The organism is Microbispora sp. CL1-1, from assembly GCF_012034195.1.
GTDB lineage: Bacteria > Actinomycetota > Actinomycetes > Streptosporangiales > Streptosporangiaceae > Microbispora.
The window spans coordinates 1-16,439 of record NZ_JAATEK010000059.1; the positions used below are offsets into that span (position 1 = coordinate 1).

General features: G+C 64.5%; 15 protein-coding genes. 2 read left to right on the plus strand and 13 right to left on the minus strand.

The window, feature by feature from the left end:
- The first annotated feature begins 1,428 nt into the window (after positions 1 to 1,428).
- The gene (locus HCK04_RS37335) at positions 1,429 to 1,992 is read left to right on the plus strand and encodes a transposase family protein (protein ID WP_168066573.1); all 564 of its coding nucleotides are present in this window, start codon (positions 1,429 to 1,431) and stop codon (positions 1,990 to 1,992) included.
- 201 nt (positions 1,993 to 2,193) lie between these two features.
- Here HCK04_RS37335 and HCK04_RS37340 read toward each other — a convergent pair whose 3' ends face one another.
- Both HCK04_RS37340 and HCK04_RS37345 read right to left on the minus strand, forming a co-directional pair.
- Positions 2,194 to 2,835, minus strand: a complete 642-nt coding sequence (locus tag HCK04_RS37340; RefSeq protein ID WP_142652095.1) for a VanZ family protein — start codon at positions 2,833 to 2,835, stop codon at positions 2,194 to 2,196.
- Positions 2,836 to 3,003: 168 nt separating this feature from the next.
- Positions 3,004 to 3,411, minus strand: coding sequence for a hypothetical protein (locus tag HCK04_RS37345; protein ID WP_142652097.1), 408 nt, complete (start codon positions 3,409 to 3,411; stop codon positions 3,004 to 3,006).
- Between the two features lie 1,105 nt (positions 3,412 to 4,516).
- Between HCK04_RS37345 and HCK04_RS37350 the strand changes: the two genes are divergently transcribed.
- Complete coding sequence (locus HCK04_RS37350; RefSeq protein ID WP_142652099.1) at positions 4,517 to 5,128, plus strand: prepilin peptidase; 612 nt, start codon at positions 4,517 to 4,519, stop codon at positions 5,126 to 5,128.
- A gap of 119 nt (positions 5,129 to 5,247) precedes the next feature.
- Here the strand turns inward: HCK04_RS37350 and HCK04_RS37355 are convergent, their stop codons facing one another.
- From HCK04_RS37355 to HCK04_RS44500, 11 genes are all read right to left on the minus strand, one after another.
- Positions 5,248 to 5,730: a hypothetical protein gene (locus tag HCK04_RS37355; RefSeq protein WP_142652101.1), complete on the minus strand. Its 483-nt coding sequence runs from the start codon at positions 5,728 to 5,730 to the stop codon at positions 5,248 to 5,250.
- A gap of 290 nt (positions 5,731 to 6,020) precedes the next feature.
- A complete protein-coding gene (locus HCK04_RS37360; protein ID WP_142652103.1) occupies positions 6,021 to 7,049 on the minus strand; it encodes a DUF932 domain-containing protein in 1,029 nt (342 codons plus the stop codon).
- 138 nt (positions 7,050 to 7,187) lie between these two features.
- Positions 7,188 to 7,724, minus strand: coding sequence for a hypothetical protein (locus HCK04_RS37365; protein ID WP_142652106.1), 537 nt, complete (start codon positions 7,722 to 7,724; stop codon positions 7,188 to 7,190).
- Between the two features lie 276 nt (positions 7,725 to 8,000).
- Positions 8,001 to 8,312, minus strand: coding sequence for a hypothetical protein (locus HCK04_RS37370; protein ID WP_142652108.1), 312 nt, complete (start codon positions 8,310 to 8,312; stop codon positions 8,001 to 8,003).
- Positions 8,299 to 9,795: an ATP-binding protein gene (locus tag HCK04_RS37375; RefSeq protein ID WP_142652151.1), complete on the minus strand. Its 1,497-nt coding sequence runs from the start codon at positions 9,793 to 9,795 to the stop codon at positions 8,299 to 8,301. Before HCK04_RS37375 ends, HCK04_RS37370 begins: the two co-directional genes overlap by 14 nt.
- A 5-nt stretch (positions 9,796 to 9,800) precedes the next feature.
- Positions 9,801 to 10,883: a DUF4192 domain-containing protein gene (locus tag HCK04_RS37380; protein WP_168066575.1), complete on the minus strand. Its 1,083-nt coding sequence runs from the start codon at positions 10,881 to 10,883 to the stop codon at positions 9,801 to 9,803.
- A gap of 71 nt (positions 10,884 to 10,954) precedes the next feature.
- Complete coding sequence (locus HCK04_RS37385) at positions 10,955 to 11,254, minus strand: hypothetical protein (protein WP_142652112.1); 300 nt, start codon at positions 11,252 to 11,254, stop codon at positions 10,955 to 10,957.
- A 14-nt stretch (positions 11,255 to 11,268) separates the two neighbouring features.
- Positions 11,269 to 11,697 carry a hypothetical protein gene (locus HCK04_RS37390; protein WP_142652114.1) on the minus strand — a complete coding sequence of 143 codons (429 nt, stop codon included), beginning with the start codon at positions 11,695 to 11,697 and terminating at the stop codon, positions 11,269 to 11,271.
- Positions 11,698 to 11,738: 41 nt separating this feature from the next.
- Positions 11,739 to 12,068, minus strand: a complete 330-nt coding sequence (locus tag HCK04_RS37395; protein WP_142652116.1) for a hypothetical protein — start codon at positions 12,066 to 12,068, stop codon at positions 11,739 to 11,741.
- 734 nt (positions 12,069 to 12,802) lie between these two features.
- On the minus strand, positions 12,803 to 13,648 hold the full coding sequence (locus HCK04_RS37400; RefSeq protein ID WP_205831190.1) for a hypothetical protein: 846 nt from the start codon (positions 13,646 to 13,648) through the stop codon (positions 12,803 to 12,805).
- Between the two features lie 850 nt (positions 13,649 to 14,498).
- Positions 14,499 to 16,403 (minus strand): ABC transporter ATP-binding protein, encoded by a 1,905-nt coding sequence (locus tag HCK04_RS44500; RefSeq protein WP_142652118.1) that lies wholly within the window; start codon positions 16,401 to 16,403, stop codon positions 14,499 to 14,501.
- Between the last annotated feature and the right edge of the window lie 36 nt (positions 16,404 to 16,439).

The following is a 16,439-nucleotide window of genomic DNA, read 5'->3' on the forward strand; positions in this document are numbered from 1 at the left end:
CAGATACGCCCCCGCCTGCCTGCGCGGCTCCACCCGCCCGAACAACACATCCAGCCCGGCCACTCACTCCTGAAGGTCGCGGTCAGCTCGTCCGACATGACCCAGAACTGTAAATCACAAAACCCGGCTGTAGTGCTAGGGCTTCTAGGCCCGTGACCGAGCGGCAGGTGCAGTCTTCACGCCTAGTTCTCGCTACGCTGCTTCTCGCACCACCCGTCAAGCCGTCACCGATACCCAAAAGCGAGGAGAGCAGTGAAGAACTCCAAAGCTGCCAGTAGAAGGTCTACGGTCCTCCTGGCAGTCGCCGTATCCGCCATAGTTGGCATGTCGGCAAGAGCCTCGGCAGATATGCACACCCTGCCGAGGGACCCCGGTCAGACCTATGTCACAGTGGACGCGGCTACAGGAAGTGTTATATCCGTTACTAATCATCAACCTCGGATCGACTACGCCGAATCTTATCGGGGCGATAGCTTCCCGGTATTCGGATGGTGGAAAACCGACATATCTTGACATGAGCGGTTAAGGCATATAGATCTTCTGCTGTCAGGAACCCCTCAAGCAGGAGGATCGATGCGTTTTCCGCGCGCAGGAATCAAGCAGCTTCGCGTGCCCCTCGCCGTGGCGATGGGGCTGAGTGCGGTTCTCGCTGCGCCGTCCGGTGCTTCGGCGACACCATCCGCTTCGCCTACGGTGGAGACGGTCATCACGATGGACGTCGCCACAGGTCAGGTCCTCAGTATCAAGAAGGTGGAAGCACCTGTAAGCCCAGACATCAGCAATGACAACATCTGCCAGTCCAGCGATGTTTGCTGGAAGTCCGGGCAGACACCGTATGCGGATCAGGGGTTCTTCGGAACTCCTGGAACGCTCACAGGGAGTTGGCCGTATCGCTCCTCGTTCAGGACGGGCAGTTACACCGCGTCAGGAACGTGGATCTACGGCGGCGTAAGTCACAGCACAGGCAAGCGGGGGCCCGGCACAACAGTCGTTCTGAGTGGACTGGCTACCGCGACGTCCGCGACGATTTACTAGAACTAGGGCGCCACTAGGGGGGATGTCGCGAACGCAATCCTCTTTATGAAAGAGCAGAGAGCTCTTCGCTGATGAGGCGAAGCGCTCTCTGCTCTCGCCTCTTTGCCATAGGTTTGAGTGTGGATGCTTGGGGCCGCAGCGCGGGCCGGGACCTGCTCTCATGCCACAAGCCCGGCCCGCGTATAGCAGGCCGGTCTGATTCTTATTCGATTGATTAGGCGCCTCATCTAATTACACTTCATCAGCCTGAACGAATCGAACAGTAGGGCTTTCCTCGGCATGGACGACCAGGCCCGGGTAGACACGCGGACAAATCTCGGACGCCAAAAACAGACGTGGAGCCTCCGGTAGAAGGGGTCTCACCACAAGATCCTCATACCGAGAAGGCTCCACGTGATCGCCTATCCTGCCACGCTCGACGTCCCCCGTGAACTGCTCGGCTACGTCGGCCGCCTGCTCTACCGGGAGCGCCGCCGCCGCGGCACACCGAAGAACTCCCGGCGCCTGACCTGCTTCCATCAAGCCCTGTTCGCCCTGGCCTGGTTCCGCTCCAAGCCCAACATCCGCCTGCACGGCATCGCATTCGGGCTATCCCAGGCCACCGCCTACCGCTACCTGCACGAGGCCATCGACGTCCTATCCACCCAGGCCCCCGACCTCCACCAAGCACTGGACCGCGCCGTCGCCGCCGGCGTCCCCCACCTCATCCTCGACGGCAAGATCTTCAACACCGATCGGTGCCGCATCAAGACCACCAGCGTGAAAGGCGAAACCATCGACGCCTGGTTCTCCGGCAAAACCAGCGACTTCGGGGAAAACGTCCGAGCACTGTGCGAACCCGACGGTTCCCCATCCGGACCAGCCACGTCGAACCCGGCGGAGCCGCCGACATCGAAGCCGCCCGCCGCCACGTCCTGCCCGCCGTCCACCGCTACGCCACGACCATGCCCGTCATAGCCGGCCCCGGCTACCAAGGCGCAGGTGCTCGTACACTTCGAACACCGCCGGATCAGCTGAATTCAATGAGAAAACGTCAATGCAGCCGGGGCATTGCGCGTGTGGCGTGTTTTGCAACAGGACGCAAAGATGGTGACCCCCTAATGCGAACGAGTCTAGAGACGATGTGCTGCAGTGGCCACACCCACAGCGGCGCTCTATCTATTTTATGATCTTGGCGTTAGGCTGGGTGCTGCCGGACGATGAAGGCGAGGTCGAGGCGCGATGACCCTTCGAGAGACCAGAATCTTCGACATCTCCCATCCCGGAAGATCGCACCACCGGAATCAGCGCTAGATATGCACCATAGCCTATTATTCCACCCAAGGTATTCAAGAGAATGTCGTCAATATCGAAGATCTTATAGGTATAACCGATCGCGCGAGATACGGCAAATTGTGTTAGCTCTATACCCAGGGAAACGATAAGTGCGATAAGCATCAGGCGGCGGATACTTCTAACTTTCCACACCGTGGGCACTAGATAGCCAAGCGGTAGCAAAAGCAGGACATTGCCAACAATTTGCCTCGCTGCTACTTCCGAACTTTCGCGCCCTATTAGCTGAATGAGCCCCTGGATGGGTATCAGGTTATTTTGGGGCGAGTCACTCAGCCGGAGATCATGTAGCAGCGCCGGTTGAAATGGCAACGGAAACAGCGTCACATTCAGTGCTAGGAGTGAATATCCTACCAGCGCGATGGCTCCGAGCAGTCGCAGCTTTGATGGATGGATCTTTGCATTCCAGACTACAAGGAAAACGACAAGTATTGGGATTGCGAAAAGAAGAACGGTTCCCCTAAGCATCTTTCCTCCTGGATACCAACCCTTGTGATGGCTGGCATGGTTGGCATGTTCAGGTGCCGCCGACTGCCGGCGCTGCCTGTGACCAGAAGCACCCGGCCAACAGGGGCCGAACCCGTAAGGTCAGGTAACGGGTCCGGCCCACTTGCGGCGCGACTGCGGTGAATGCTGCTAGCTGGCAGACATTACGACATTACTGCTCGACAGCGTGCGCCCATCAAAGGTCTTTTGGTAGTAAAAGTAATAGTCTCCGGAGCCGACTCCCGTCCAGGTCTTGTTCACCGATCCGCCGTAGACGAAAGTCTGCCGGCCGATGTAGTCATCCGATATAAGGTTGTCTCTGTAAAGCGCCACGTACGGATTGGCTACACCGTTTTGAGGACCGTCGGCGGAACTGCTAAAGGTGATCTTCACGTTTGATCCATTGTAGTAGCGGGTCGGCCCGGTCAGTGTCGTGTCGAAGCTGAAGTATGACGGGTAAGATGCGCACGTGCCGGAGCAGGACGCGTATGCGACTGCCGGAATTGCGAGAGTGGCTACCGAAACAGCCAGCGCCGCCGCGACTTTCATTACCTTCATGAGATTTCCTTTCGTAATGATGTTGGATGATCTTACTCGAACTGTAAATCGTCGGACAAATCTGGGCAATGTGAAAAAAATCACACCAAATCAAGGTGCAATATCGGGCCAGCCGAAATTTGGATGCTCGACCGAAATAATCCTGATATCTCCGTAGGCAGTGGCGGTCAGACAGGGGGTCGGAGAGTTTCATCGGCTGCAGTGGACTGCCTGGTGCTCGCGCTGGCGTGAGTGATGGCTTCGACTGGGGCCCAAGTTATGGTGTGACCTGGAATGATGTTTTCGGACGTTTTTCCTGATAATCCGGAAACTGGCCGTGCCGGATAGACCGATAGTGAAGCTTTGTGCGGCTCTTATTGGTTTGTCCTGGCGTGGCTCGGGCGGGATAATCGGGAGGGTCGCGATTGGTTTTGCAGGGCCTTATCCCTGTAGTGCTTGTGTGACCGTGGGTGCGGGCAGTGGGGTCGCGCGTTGCGGCCTGGTGAGCCGCGTTAATGGCCCAGCGTGGTCCGGGCGCCCCAATGACGCCGGGTAGCGTGGGCGGTTGCTGATGTGACGACCTGATTACCGGTGCGCGCGAACGCCGGGGATGCAGCGCGCGAGTTTGTCTTCTTCTCGTCTCATGAGCGCGCCGGGTGCCGCTGCGGGGGTGCGCACTGCTGTTCAACACACCTGTCTTGGCGGATGCCCGCGAGCAATGATCGGAATCTGTGGATCACTGGGAAGGGGCGTACCTTCCCAGATAACCGGATGATGGTTTCGGGAGAAGCCGACGTTGCCGCGTCGGCCGAGCAGGGTGTGTGACCGATACCGCGACCGGGACGAGTGAGATCGTGAGGATCCCGTGTGGGTCGCGGTTGGAGAGCCGGTGTGCGCAGCGGGCGAGGACGTTGCGGATAGATGCAGTGCCAGGAGGGCTGGCGCCTGGACCGAAGAGCCGACCGCGCCGGCGGTGGAGCCGGACGAGCACCAAAAATGGCTGGTGGAGTGGCTAGCTTAGCGAAACAACTTGAAGATCATAAATCACCCACAGCTATTCTTTGCTCTCGCTGCGTAGACGAAGCGGCTTATACAGGCGCCTTGCTGAGCGGGGGACATCGTGTCTATGATCGGCGTTGCCCTGGGGACCACCACCGGCGGCCTCCTCATCGGGCGAATCGTCCGGATCCTCGCCGATCACTTCGCCCCGCGAAAAGGCGTGCCGTACGCAACCGAGATCATCACTGCGGCGGTATTCGGGCTGCTCGGCTGGCGTATCGGTCCTGCTCCGCTTCTCCCCGCATACCTCTATATGGCCGCTGCTGGAGTGGCGCTCAGCGTGATCGACCTGCGGGCGCGACGGCTGCCGGACGCGCTCACGCTGCCCTCGTACGCCGTCCTCCTGGCGCTCGTGGCCGTCGGCGGGTTGGTGAGCAGGGACGGAGCGCTCGCCGTGGGCCTGGTCCTCGGCGCCGTGGGCACCTTCTCGCTCTACTGGTGCTTCCGCCGGATGAACACCGCACTCGGACCGGGGGACGTCAAGGCGTCCGGCCTCGTCGGCGGGATCCTCGGGACTATCGACCTACATAGCTGGGTGGCCGGCATCGGTGCGGGGCTCATGCTGGCGGCGCTGTTTGCGGTGGCCCTGCTGATCAGCCGGAAGGGCTCCGCATCCACGCTCATCCCGTATGGACCGTTCATGTTCGCCGGCTGCCTTGTGGCCGTCCTCGCGGCGTGACCGCCGAATGCTCTCCATCACCGATACAGGGGGCATAGGCTGGACTCGACCGATCACATTTCTCTTTCGCAAAGAGTGGAACCGGTCAGGGGCCGTTCCCCCTCGGGGGATCGGCCCCACTACTCGTTGAGGAGTTCCCGCAGCAGCGTGAACCCCGGCATGATCTCCCTCGGCCGTACGCCCACCTCGAACATTTCCGGCTCCTCGAAGACCGGTTCGCCACTGGGGCGGCGCACGTAGGCCACCCGGCCATAGTCCACACCGTCGTCACGGTCGAAGCTCATCCACGTGATCGCCTCCTGCTCGCCCTCGCGCAGAGGGTGATTCGAGACCGCGCGCGTGGCCACAGTGCTCGGAGGTTCGAAGATCCAGACCTGCGGCACCGCGAAGACCCAGCGCTTTGCACCGATCTCGCCTGCCTTCGCGGCGGCTCTGCGCTCGAAGGCTACGGCAGTTTCCCGATCACGCAGGTAGTCGTAGTCACTGAGGATGAAACGGCGCTCCCCGTCCAGCATGACGACCGCGGGGCAGTCGCGAGCGACGATGCTCTTTTCCAACCGCTCAACCACGTCGAAGAGCAGGTTCGCCGTCTCGGCGTTCACCCGTTTCTCCTCCCGTGACGTAGACGCGGACCATCGCCGAGAACACCTTATGGCCCACACATCTGTGTCAGCCTGTAATCCGCAGCCCGCGCTGCCGCGTCGCTGGGTGGCGACAACGCCTGAAACCAGAGCAGCCGACGCACGCTGCGCTTCCTGAACCGCGCTCGCGCGACTGGCCCGCCCATATCGCTCCAATCTCGCGCTGAGAGCGAAGCCCCATGCTCCGCTCTCAAGCGACTCACGCAAGGGCGAGTCCGACGCGTCGCCCGAAGGGCATGCACCGTCCCGGCTTACCGACGGAAGCGAGAGATCACCGCCTCGCCAAGCACCTCGGACAGGGTGAACAGGGTGCTTTGATCGAGTTCCTCGATGCCGCCGGTGACCGCGCGGAGCATGTTGCGTTCGGCTCGCTCAGCCCCGCGTACGTTTTGCTCGTGATGGGTGAAGGTGTTGACCGCCTGCACCACGCCCCAGGCCGTACCACGCCACGGCGCTACGCGTAGGTCGTGGTTCCAAAGCTTGGCCAGGGTGTCTCGCTTGTTCTCCGCCATCGTTCGGCTGCGGCCTCGCCCCTGTGGCATCGGTGTGTGGGCCTCTAAGAACGCCTGCCACTGCCGCTCGCTGACCTCGACCCGGCACAACTCGCGTACGACCATCGAGAACTCGTCGGCCAGCGCATAGACGATGTTCAGCGCGTCCCGAGCTTCGGCGAGCCGCAGCTTCGAATACCGGGAGTGCTTGATCTTGACCTGCTGCCCGCGCTCGGCGAGACCAGCGGCCATCGTATTGTCACAGACGATGTGAGTCACTGCCCTTTTGAACGTCGTGGCCAGGGAACCGTCGAAGGACGTCGCACCGAACAGGTGGGGCCGGAACTCGACGCCTTCGGGCGTGACGACGTTCTCGGGCACCTCGACCGACACCCAGGCGACCGCTCCGCCCTTTAGCAGCCCGGCGGATCCGATCGACAGATCGGCGTCCAGGAGCCTGGAGACGGTGTTGATCAGCCATTCGACGTAGGGATGTGGCTCGTAGCCGTCGGAGAAGATGCCCATGACATGGCCGTTGTCGCTGCGCACGATGGCCTGCCTGCCGGGCACCTGGGCCAGTCCGCCGCGCGGGTCTTCCACGTAGACGGGGCTGCTCAGCGCCTCCCAGCCGAACAGCCGCCGCTTGACGTCGTCCACAGGGATCGGGCCGGGATAGTGGTTCGGCTCCTCGCCTTGCATGCTCGCGCGGTAGTGCCAGGCCGTACCGCGCTTCTCGGTGAAGCCGATCAAGGTGTTGGCGTTCAGCCATTCCAGAGACTCCCTGGACATGTCTGTCTCCCCTCGGTGCGGTGGAAATGAGAAAGGCACCGGCCGTGGCCGGTGCCGTCGATGTCGTAGCTGATGATGGTAAGGAGAATTACCAGATCTGCCGCATTCTCCAGCGAGAGCGCCGGAGTTCGGGCGAGCTCATGTGGAGCGTTGCTGTACGGCGTAGGCCACGCGTTCGGTCAGTTCACGGTCGGCTACGCAAATTTCGATCGTGCTCGTGCTGTCGCCGTAAACGGTGAACGAGCCGGACGCGGCCTCCAGCCGCCACCGGACGACGGTCTCTCGCTCTTTCTCGGTGAGCGAGGCCTCCGGCAGCAGTTCCACCAGGGTTTCGATGATCTCAGCCCGTGTGCCGTTCTCGGTCACCCTCTTCGCCAACCGCTCAAAGCAGGTGATCAGGTCCCGTCGATAGTCGGGCAGTAGGCGGCGCTCGATCCTCTTCGCGACGAACTTCGCCCCTCGCGCCGCTGTCACCGTGATCTCATGCCGTCGCAGGTCAGGACACATGCCCCTGCTGCCGTCGGGGTAGACACCGAGCACCCTGATCCGTCCCCGCTGATTCCAGATCGGATGCACGACGAGCCGCGCGCCGGCGGGTCCCATGAGGTAGGCCGGATGACCGGGCCGCACCAGGGGCCGGTAGCCCTCCAGATGCTCGGCGACCTCGATCGCCAATTCCTCGACTTCCCATTCGTTCATCCCGGACTCCTTTCAAAGTAATTCGTTGACGAGTTAAAAGCGGGCCGATCTGGCACCGCAGGGAGCATTTGAGATTGCCGACCGAGCTTTATTAACTTCGATCGAGGCTCACATCTAAATACGGACGACGGCACAGCCCGAACGTCCGCCCACCGAGACCGTCACCCGCGCCGATCCGCAGCGACGGTACGGATGTAACGGATTCGGCGGGCGCTTTGAAACGGGACAGCGCCCGCCGGTCCGGAGTTGGCTTTATGGCTGCTCTTCGTTGCGCATACGCTCTTGCTCAGCGCGGAATCGGTAGATGTCCCGGCCTGGCTTGGAGCACTCCTGGCAGCGACAGCCGTACCTGTGGATATCGCTGACGTGGAAAACCTGGATGCGGTCCTGCCACGGTGTGGGATAGAGCGACTCGTCCAGTTCCACATGCGCGCGTTCGCGCTGCTTGTTGACCTTGGTCACCGTGCCCGGGTAGTAAAACGGAGACTGGTAGGACTCCGTCCACCACGGCCGCACCGGGATGTGGAAGAAGGGGCGGACCAGGACGCGCTCACCGGGTTCCATCGCCGTTCGCCCCCTTCCACAACTCCAGGGCACCCGCCGCGTCGTCGAGCTGCGGGCGGTCGGCACCGCGCAGGTCCGCCAGTGTCCAGGCCACGCGCAGCAGCCGGGGCAGCCCGTCAGCCGTCACGAGCCCGGTGTTGACCGCCGATCGGAGCAGCTCGGCGGCCTCCGGCACGACGGGAAAGCGCGTTCGCAGGTCTGACGCTGGTACCTCTGCGTTCCTCCGCCACGGCGTGTCGGCCAGCCGGTGAGCCGCCCGCACTCTCGCTGCGAGCACCCGCACGGCCACCGCCGCGCTCGATTCACTCGCCCGCGCTTGGCCATCCCCCCACTCGACAGGCGCGCGTACGGCGACGCGTGACAGGAGCAGGGCCAGGCGCGCCCGGTAGCGGCGCCTTGCCTCCGGTGTGCAGCCACACTCTTCCCGCCCTGCAGGGCACTGGCAGGGGCGAGCATCGAGAACCAGGGTGAACCGTGCCGGGTAGCGGACGCTGCGGCCCTGCCCTGCGAGGTGGATCTGTCCGCTGTCCATTGGCCGGCACAGGCCGTCCAGGACCGGGCGGGCGAACTCCGGCGCGTCGGCCAGATGCAGCACGCCGCGGTGGGCGAGCGAGACCGCACCCGGGCGGTTGCCCGCCACACTGCCGAAGATCGCTGTAGGAGTCTCCGTATGGTGCGGCGCGGACAGCGGAGGCGTGATCCCCGGTGCCCTGTCGGATTGTCCGGCCAGCGAGTGGATCTCGGCGACCTGGCGGGCGGCCTTGTCGGTCAGCGGCGGCAGGATGCCCGGTAGGCGTTCGGCGAGCATCGTGGCTGGGCCGTCGCCGGACAGGAACAGGTGGTGCCCGCCTGCTGCGCAGACCTCGAGCGCGTGGCGGGCCGCCTGGTTGCCGGACACGTCGGCCAGGTCGACGGCGAAGGGCGATGACGGCGCAGGCTCCGGCTCCCTGTCGTGCTGATCGCGGAGGGTCCCGTGGCGGAGCTGGTCGACCACGTCGGCCAGCCGGGTTACGGGCATCACCACGGTGCCGGGCACCTGCGCCGCCTCCCGAGCGCAGTCGGCGGGGACGGCGACTCTGCTGATTCCGGCCCGGACAGCGGCAGCCACCATCGGCAGGACGCCTCTGATGGGGCGTATCCCACCGTCCAGGGCCAGTTCGCCGAGGAATACCCGCCCGGCGATCCGTTTGGGTGGGATGACACCGGCGGCGGCCAGCAGCGCCACGGCCAGCGCGAGATCGGCCGCCGCGTCGTAGACCGGTGGGATGATCGGTGTCACGCTCACCGTGATCCTGGCGTCCGGCCAGGCTGTTCCGCTGTTGAGGATCGCGGCCCGGATTCGTGCGCGGGCAGGCCAGACCGACGATTCGGGCAGGCCGACCAGATGCAACTCCGCGTCGCCGGGTACGGCCTCGGCCTCGACGTCGATCACATGCGCAGTGAGGCCGGTCAGGGCGACCGATCGGGTGGAGGCGTAGCCCATGCCGTTCACCAGCCCACCGGTAGCACCGGTCGCGCAAGGTCCGGGCACTGCGCGGCCTTGTCGGCGATCTCGTCGGCCATGCCCGCGAAGTCCATGCCGCAGACGGTCTCCGGCGGTAGCCCGCAGTCCAGGGCGGTGCGGATCAGTCCTGCCAGGCTGTAGCGGGGATCGGCCGACAGCGCCCGTTCCACGGCGACGCGCGCCAGCGGTCCGTCTCCGGTGCGCAGTGCGAGGAACGCCAGCAGCGCGGCGGGAGGGGCGGCGAAGTCCGGTTCCACCCTGCGGGTGAGTTGGGTCCACAGCCTGATGTGGGTGTCGTCGTCGTATCGGCCGATCAAGGTCATGGCCGCGTCTCGGACGAAGATCGCACTGAGTCGGACGGCGAGCCTGGCGACCTCGTCGGCGGACAGGTCCTGTCCGGCCTGGGTGCGGTCCAGCGCGGCGGCGACCTGAGCAAGTCCCTCGTGATACCAGTCGTGATCGCCCCCAGTGGCAAGCAGGCTGCGCGCCTCGGCGCAGGCTTCCCGGGTGGCGGCCTGCACCTGTTCCCGGTCCTGTCCCCCGGCCGGGGCGAGCATGGCTTCGAGTGCCGCGCGGTTGGGCCGGGCAACATACCCGGCGAACACCGCCGCCGCGGCGGCCGGGTTGCTCCCCGCGTCGTACGGGACGCCGTCGGGTGAGCAGCAGTCGGGATCGGGGCAGGTGTATGACCAGTAGCGGCCGTCCTCGACCCGCAGCGCGTCGATCGTGTCGATCCCCGCATCCGACAGTGCGCCGCGTACCGCGTCCATCACGGGAGTGACGTGCCACCCGGGCCCGTACCCGATGAGCATCGCCCGTTCGGTGCCGTTGCGGGTGAGCAGGTCGGCGAAGCGCCGGGCCAGGTCGGGCGTGTCCTCGGAGTTGTCCGGCAGGTCGAAACGCATGCTGAACCGCAGCCCCCGGGCGGTGCTGTCAGGGTCGGCGGTGGGTTCGAACGCCATCGCGATGATGCTGCGCTCCGGGTAGAATCCCAGCATGTAGGGCACGATCGCGATGAAGTCCGCCGGACGGCTCAGCCGCACCGTGTGATCCAGACCAGAGGTCATAAGTGTCCTCCTGAACATGAAGAAACCCCCGGCGCGGTCAGCCGAGGGCGATGGAATGAAGAAGGGCGGGGTCAGCAGCGTTCGATGCGGACGCCGCCGCGCGGTCCAAGGAAGATCCGCCGATCGGGGTAGTCGAGCCCGTCGGCGGAGCCGTACAGCCTGATTTCGCAGTCGTCCCCCACGCACGGGGTGAGGACGTCGGCGGCCTCGCGGTGAGCGAACGCGAAGGGCGAGCGCTGCCAGTAGCCGTACCGGTGCCGATCGGACAGCTTGCGCCGGGCATCGGCCAGGGAAGAGAACTCCTCCAGATCATCCGGCTGTGGTGAGCCGTACCCGTTGCCGCCGTGCCAGAGCCCGTACCAACGTCCCATGATCGTGCCCCCCCTCAGGTCCGGGCCGGGCAGCCGGGCGAGGCGTGGTCGCCGCCGCAGTAGCCGCACCACTCGTCCATGGCGTAGATCGACAGCTCTTCGGCGTACCGGTCGCGCCACTCCAGCTGCGCCCTGGTGTAAGAGTCGAAATAGTCGGCGTCGGTGTCGCCCGGTCGCAGGGTGAGGTAGTGCAGAATCGTCCGGGCCGCGCTGATCAACTCATCGGGCGTCAGAACCGCGCCGACACCCGAGCAGATGTCGGACCCGCTGAAGATCGTGCGGCGGCGCCGAGACAGCCGGTAGCGCCAGCGGATCCGGCCCTCATCGGTCCGCCCGGCGGCCTCCACCTCCAGCAGGTGATCGGCGTCGATCTGCCACGCGGGCACCAGCCGGGAGCTGATGATCCATCCGGGTGGCAGGGTCAGGGCATGCGTCATCGCCATGGCGACTCCAAAAAGTTTCAGAAAGGTGGAATGGCGGGCCGTCAGTACCGGCGACGGCGGCTCAGGTGATGCGGTCGTACGGTCGCGCTGACCGCATGGATCTCACAGTCCCGGAGATCCAGAGCATCGCTGTAGCAGCGTGAGCAGCGGATCAGCCGCACGCCCGCTCCCGATGCCCGGTTAGTGTGCGTGGCGTCGATCCACAGATGGGTCTTGGCCAGACAGCCAAGACAGGTGATCACCTCGGCGGCCGTGGGCATCGGCGTGAGCGCTACCGTCACCACGTACTCACGCGCGCCGCCGGGATCGGTGGCGGGCACCAGCGTCGCGGTGTCCGGGCGAACCTCACCCAACGCGGCCACGCGCATCACTCGGCCCCCGCCGCAGACCGTCAGGTCTCCCACGGACCAGCCGGCCGGGACGGCAGAATTCACCTCCATACGATTGCCTCCCTTTTCGCGGCGCCTGTCCGGCGGCCTTCCGTACGGTCCGGCGGATGCGGGAATCAGGACGGCGGTTCACGTATGGCGGAGTCCGGTGTGTCCGGCGCTCTCGCGGCGCGAATTACTCTCACTTAAATACGGTGGCCGGAACGGCCCGACCGTCCGCACGCGGCAACATTTCCGCAGCATTGCCGCGCACGCCGCACCGACGGCCACCGTTCCGGCCTCCTTGCCGTCCTGTAGCACGGCTACGTGAGCCACAGAACAACATGTGAGAACGAACATCGCGCCAGATGCTTCAGACGCGCACCGGCGGATTTCGTTCTCACTTAAATACGGTGACCGGAACGGCCCGACCGTCCGCGCCCGGCGACGTTTTACCAACGTCACCGCGCACTATGCGAACGGTCAGGAACTCCGATCTGTAGCCGTCCTACGGCTCAGCAACCAAGCCGCAGAAAAGCACCGTAAGAGCGAACATCGCACCGGACGCGGCAGACGCGCACCGGCGGATTCTGCTCTCACTTGAATACGGGAGTTGCCACAGCCCAAGCGTCCGCGCCCTGCCTCGCTAATTCATCGTCACTGAACCGGGTAGGTGCATCTGTGGGCATGAGAAAGGGCCTCAGAACGCTCTCTGAGGCCCTTCTCAGCGGGTTTCGTCAGTCCTCTACGCCGTTGGTTCCGCCGTGAACCATCGTGCTCCTGACGTCGTCAAGACGCTCCGACAGTTCCCGCCACTCCGCGCGTGCCGCCTCACGCACCCGGATCACGGCCCGGCGAGAGCCATACGCGCCGCCATAGCGTGCCTGGGCAACGGTGCTCAAGATGCCCGTTCGCCCTAGGTCCTGAGCGTTGGACGCGATATCGATCATGCGCCCGATGGTCGGGAAGTCGCGACCATCGCCGAACGCCTGACGGAACATCTCCGCGCTGTGCTGAGAGACGCAGAAGGCGACGGCGGCCCCCGTGACTGTCTCGGTACGGGGAACGCCGCGCATGAGCTGAGCGCCCGGCGTGGCGTCGATGTCATTGGCCGGAACATCGATCCGGTAGCCGTTGCGCGCGGCGGCATCGCGAACCGCCCACCGCTGCAGGGTCGTCCGTGTGATGGTCAACTCTCCGCCGTCCCTACGGACATAGACCCACGCCTGAGTGTCCCGGGTAGGGCCACTGTCAGGGGTAGGGGCGCAGGACGCGAGGACATCGCGCAGACGCTGAGCGAACAGAAGTACCGCGTCCTGCGTGACGTCGTCCGATACGTCGTCTGTCCCGTACGGCGCGTGACCCTGCTTAACGATGGTCGCGCTTCCATCCATGCGCTTACGGGAACGTGTGGCGTCGACCGTACGGCAGTAGCCGCGTGCGAGCCGCTGAATCTCCGCCCAATCGTCCGGCGTCACGCGCGCCATGTCTTCCGGCGTGAGCTTCTCCCCCGGAACGTTGGAAGGGACGCACTTACCGGGAACTCCATTCGACATCTTTCGATCTCCGATCACCAGGGCCACAAAGTCGCGGCACCGTTTCTCTTTCGCAATTCAATTGAACCGCAGAACAGAGACCGACGCAATGACATCCCGTGCGCCTTTACCATGTTTTCGCCGACAGGAGAAGGGGCGGACCATAGGGCAATATGCGACAGTGCAAGCAAACAAGCGAAACAGGCCAGGTGTAGCGATTAGACCATCATCAAGAAAGGCCAGCCATCAATAGAATGACAAAAAGAATACAGTCCGCGAATTCCAAAAGTCGCGGTCAGGCCAGATTGCCATGCACAACCAACTGCCCTTGCCTCGATCACGGCGTTGCCCATAGAGTCGGGCCAGCAAGAGGCCGCACACCAAGCCGCCTACCAGCGGCGATGCAATAGCGATCATGACCAGTCATAAGTGGCGAACCATTGGCTGAGCATTGGCCACGCGATTGGCCGCCCTCCCTGTACGCCTTTGGCGTGATTGAAATTATTCGGGAGACACCTCGGGGCCGACTTCCGAGATTCACACCCTTATCAGAGTCGACGACAACACGACGTTATCGATGTCGAATACCGGACTGACCCGCATCAGCAGGTTCTTCAATTACAGAGACCCGAGGACAACGTCAATAGCATGCATGAAATCGGGTTTTTCATGGATTCGAGCGGTAACGCTCGACAGAGTCGCTACTGTAGCTCCGCGTCAGCTCCCGCGGCACCGACAGCAGGGGCAATAAGGCGGCTGCTGCGCGATCAGGAACGTCGGCGGCAGGCCCATGCCGAGCACCCCGCTCGGCGGTGAGAGCGTGCGCACCCAGTTGGCCTCGCCTCCCGCTGTCTTTGACGGTGTGCGTTTTGAGGATCGATGGTCATGTCGTGCTCTCCTACGTGGCGGGGGTTGCGCGGTCCTGTTGCAGGAGCCACAGGTCGCGAAACAGCCCGGGCTGGGAGATTAGTTCGGAGAAGGGACCCTCGGCGGTCACACGCCCGTCTGCCATGACCACGATCCGGTCGGCGACGACCGTGTTGGCGAGGTTGTGCGTAACGAGCACGATCGCTCGGTCTTGGGCGAGCTGACGCAATCCGGTGAAGATGCGGTGCTCGGCTCGGGCGTCCAGGTCGGAGGTGGGCTCGTCCATCACCAGCAGGCCGACGTCCCGGTGGATCGCCCTGGCGCCGGCGATGCGCTGCCACTGCCCGGAGGAGAGGGCCTGACCGCCCCACCATTCCCGCGCAAGCAGCGTGTCCAAGCCGCTCCGCAGCACGCTGATCACCGAGTCGGCGCCGCTGGCGGTGGCCGCCCGCCGTACCGCGTCGTCTCCCTCAGGCTGGGGCTGGCCGAGGTGGATGTTCTCCCGGGCGGTCATCGGCCAGCGGGCGAACTCCTGCGGCACGACCGCGCACTGCTTCCATAAGGCGTGCGGGTCCAGATCACGCGTGCTGACCCCGTCCCAGGTGACCACCCCGGAGGTGGGCAGGTTGAGCCCGGACAGCAGTTTCATCAGCGTGGTCTTGCCCGAGCCGTTCTCGCCCACCACGGCGACGATCTCTCCCCGCCGGACCACGAAGTCCACCTCGTGCAGGGTGTCGCGATCAGCGTCAGGGTAACGGAAGGTCACCTGGTGGAGGGCGACATGCCGGGGGCGGCCCGGCACGATGTCCCCCCGGTCCAGGCGTTGCCCGGCCGCCTCCTCGACGAAGGACTCCCAGTCGTCCATATATCGGCCGGTGCGCATGAGATCGGTTCCGTACCCAACGATGCCGTACAGGCCGCGGGAAGCCGAGCGCAGCGTGAAGACGAGCGTGCCGGCGGCAGCGGCGCTGATATGACCGGTGCCGAGCAGCAGCATCACGCCGGCCCACATCAGCGCCGAGGCGAGGCCGCTGACGGCGGAACCCACAAGGTTGATCCTGGCGCGCTGCCAGGCGGCCTGATCGTTGGTGCGGTCCACCCGCACGCCGCTGGCCCGGTATTTGTCCAGCAAGTAGGGGGCCAGGGTGTCGGTGCGGATATGGTCGGCCTGGTCCTTGTGGGTCAGGTGCCAGCGCAGCATGTTCAGCATGCGGCGATCGTGGAACGTCCTCAGCGTCGCCAAATAGGCGACCCGTTCGCCCGCTACGGAGGCCGCGGCCTGGGGCACCGCGGTGAGTGCGAGCAGCGGCAGCAGGATCGGGGCGAGCGCGGCGATGACCACGGCTGTGGCGATCAGCGTGGCGGCCGAGGAGACCAGGTTCTGTGACTGGCCGATCATGTCGCGGCTGACCTCGACTCCTCGGTCGGCCTTGTCGTAGCGGTCGTTGAAGCCGGGGTGGTCGTAGGCGGCCATCTCGGCGTTGGTGGCCGCCTCCAGCATGCGGTACTCCGCCTCACGCGAGATCCGCGGCGCGAGCCGGTGCGATAGGGACTGGATCGCGATGCCCAGGACCGCTCGTGAACCGGCCGCCCCGCCCAGGATCGCCACGGAGGGCACGGCCGCGCGCAGCTGAGCGGGGTCCTGAGCGGACTGGATCAGCGCGCTGAGCGCCGCGGTGGTCGCGAACAGGCCGAGTGCCTCCAACAGGCCTGAGACGACCTGGCAGGCCAGCAGAGCGATCGTCGATCGCCGGTCCACCGCCCAGGCCAGGGAGAAGGAGCGACGGACCAGCGTGGGCAGGCGGGCGCTCAGGCTGCGCCCGGTCAAGTGCTGGGCCAACTCGCTGGTGTCGCCGCCGTTGTAGTTGAACCTCAGCTCCTCGCTGTGCTGTTCAGGGCCGGTTTCGTCGTCGGTGACAGTTGTCTCGTCGGCCACGTCGGCGGCTCCTGTTCCAAAATCGGGAGAAACCTC

Bases quoted from the DNA above. Each gene is read 5' to 3' on its own strand.
- HCK04_RS37375 (WP_142652151.1), bottom strand. From the start codon at position 9,795: ATGGGCTACGCCTCCACCCGATCGGTCGCCCTGACCGGCCTCACTGCG.
- HCK04_RS37390 (WP_142652114.1), bottom strand. From the start codon at position 11,697: ATGGCGATGACGCATGCCCTGACCCTGCCACCCGGATGGATCATCAGC.
- HCK04_RS37350 (WP_142652099.1), top strand. From the start codon at position 4,517: ATGATCGGCGTTGCCCTGGGGACCACCACCGGCGGCCTCCTCATCGGG.
- HCK04_RS37380 (WP_168066575.1), bottom strand. From the start codon at position 10,883: ATGACCTCTGGTCTGGATCACACGGTGCGGCTGAGCCGTCCGGCGGAC.
- HCK04_RS37360 (WP_142652103.1), bottom strand. From the start codon at position 7,049: ATGTCCAGGGAGTCTCTGGAATGGCTGAACGCCAACACCTTGATCGGC.
- HCK04_RS37385 (WP_142652112.1), bottom strand. From the start codon at position 11,254: ATGGGACGTTGGTACGGGCTCTGGCACGGCGGCAACGGGTACGGCTCA.
- HCK04_RS37345 (WP_142652097.1), bottom strand. From the start codon at position 3,411: ATGAAGGTAATGAAAGTCGCGGCGGCGCTGGCTGTTTCGGTAGCCACT.
- HCK04_RS37340 (WP_142652095.1), bottom strand. From the start codon at position 2,835: ATGCTTAGGGGAACCGTTCTTCTTTTCGCAATCCCAATACTTGTCGTT.
- HCK04_RS37370 (WP_142652108.1), bottom strand. From the start codon at position 8,312: ATGGAACCCGGTGAGCGCGTCCTGGTCCGCCCCTTCTTCCACATCCCG.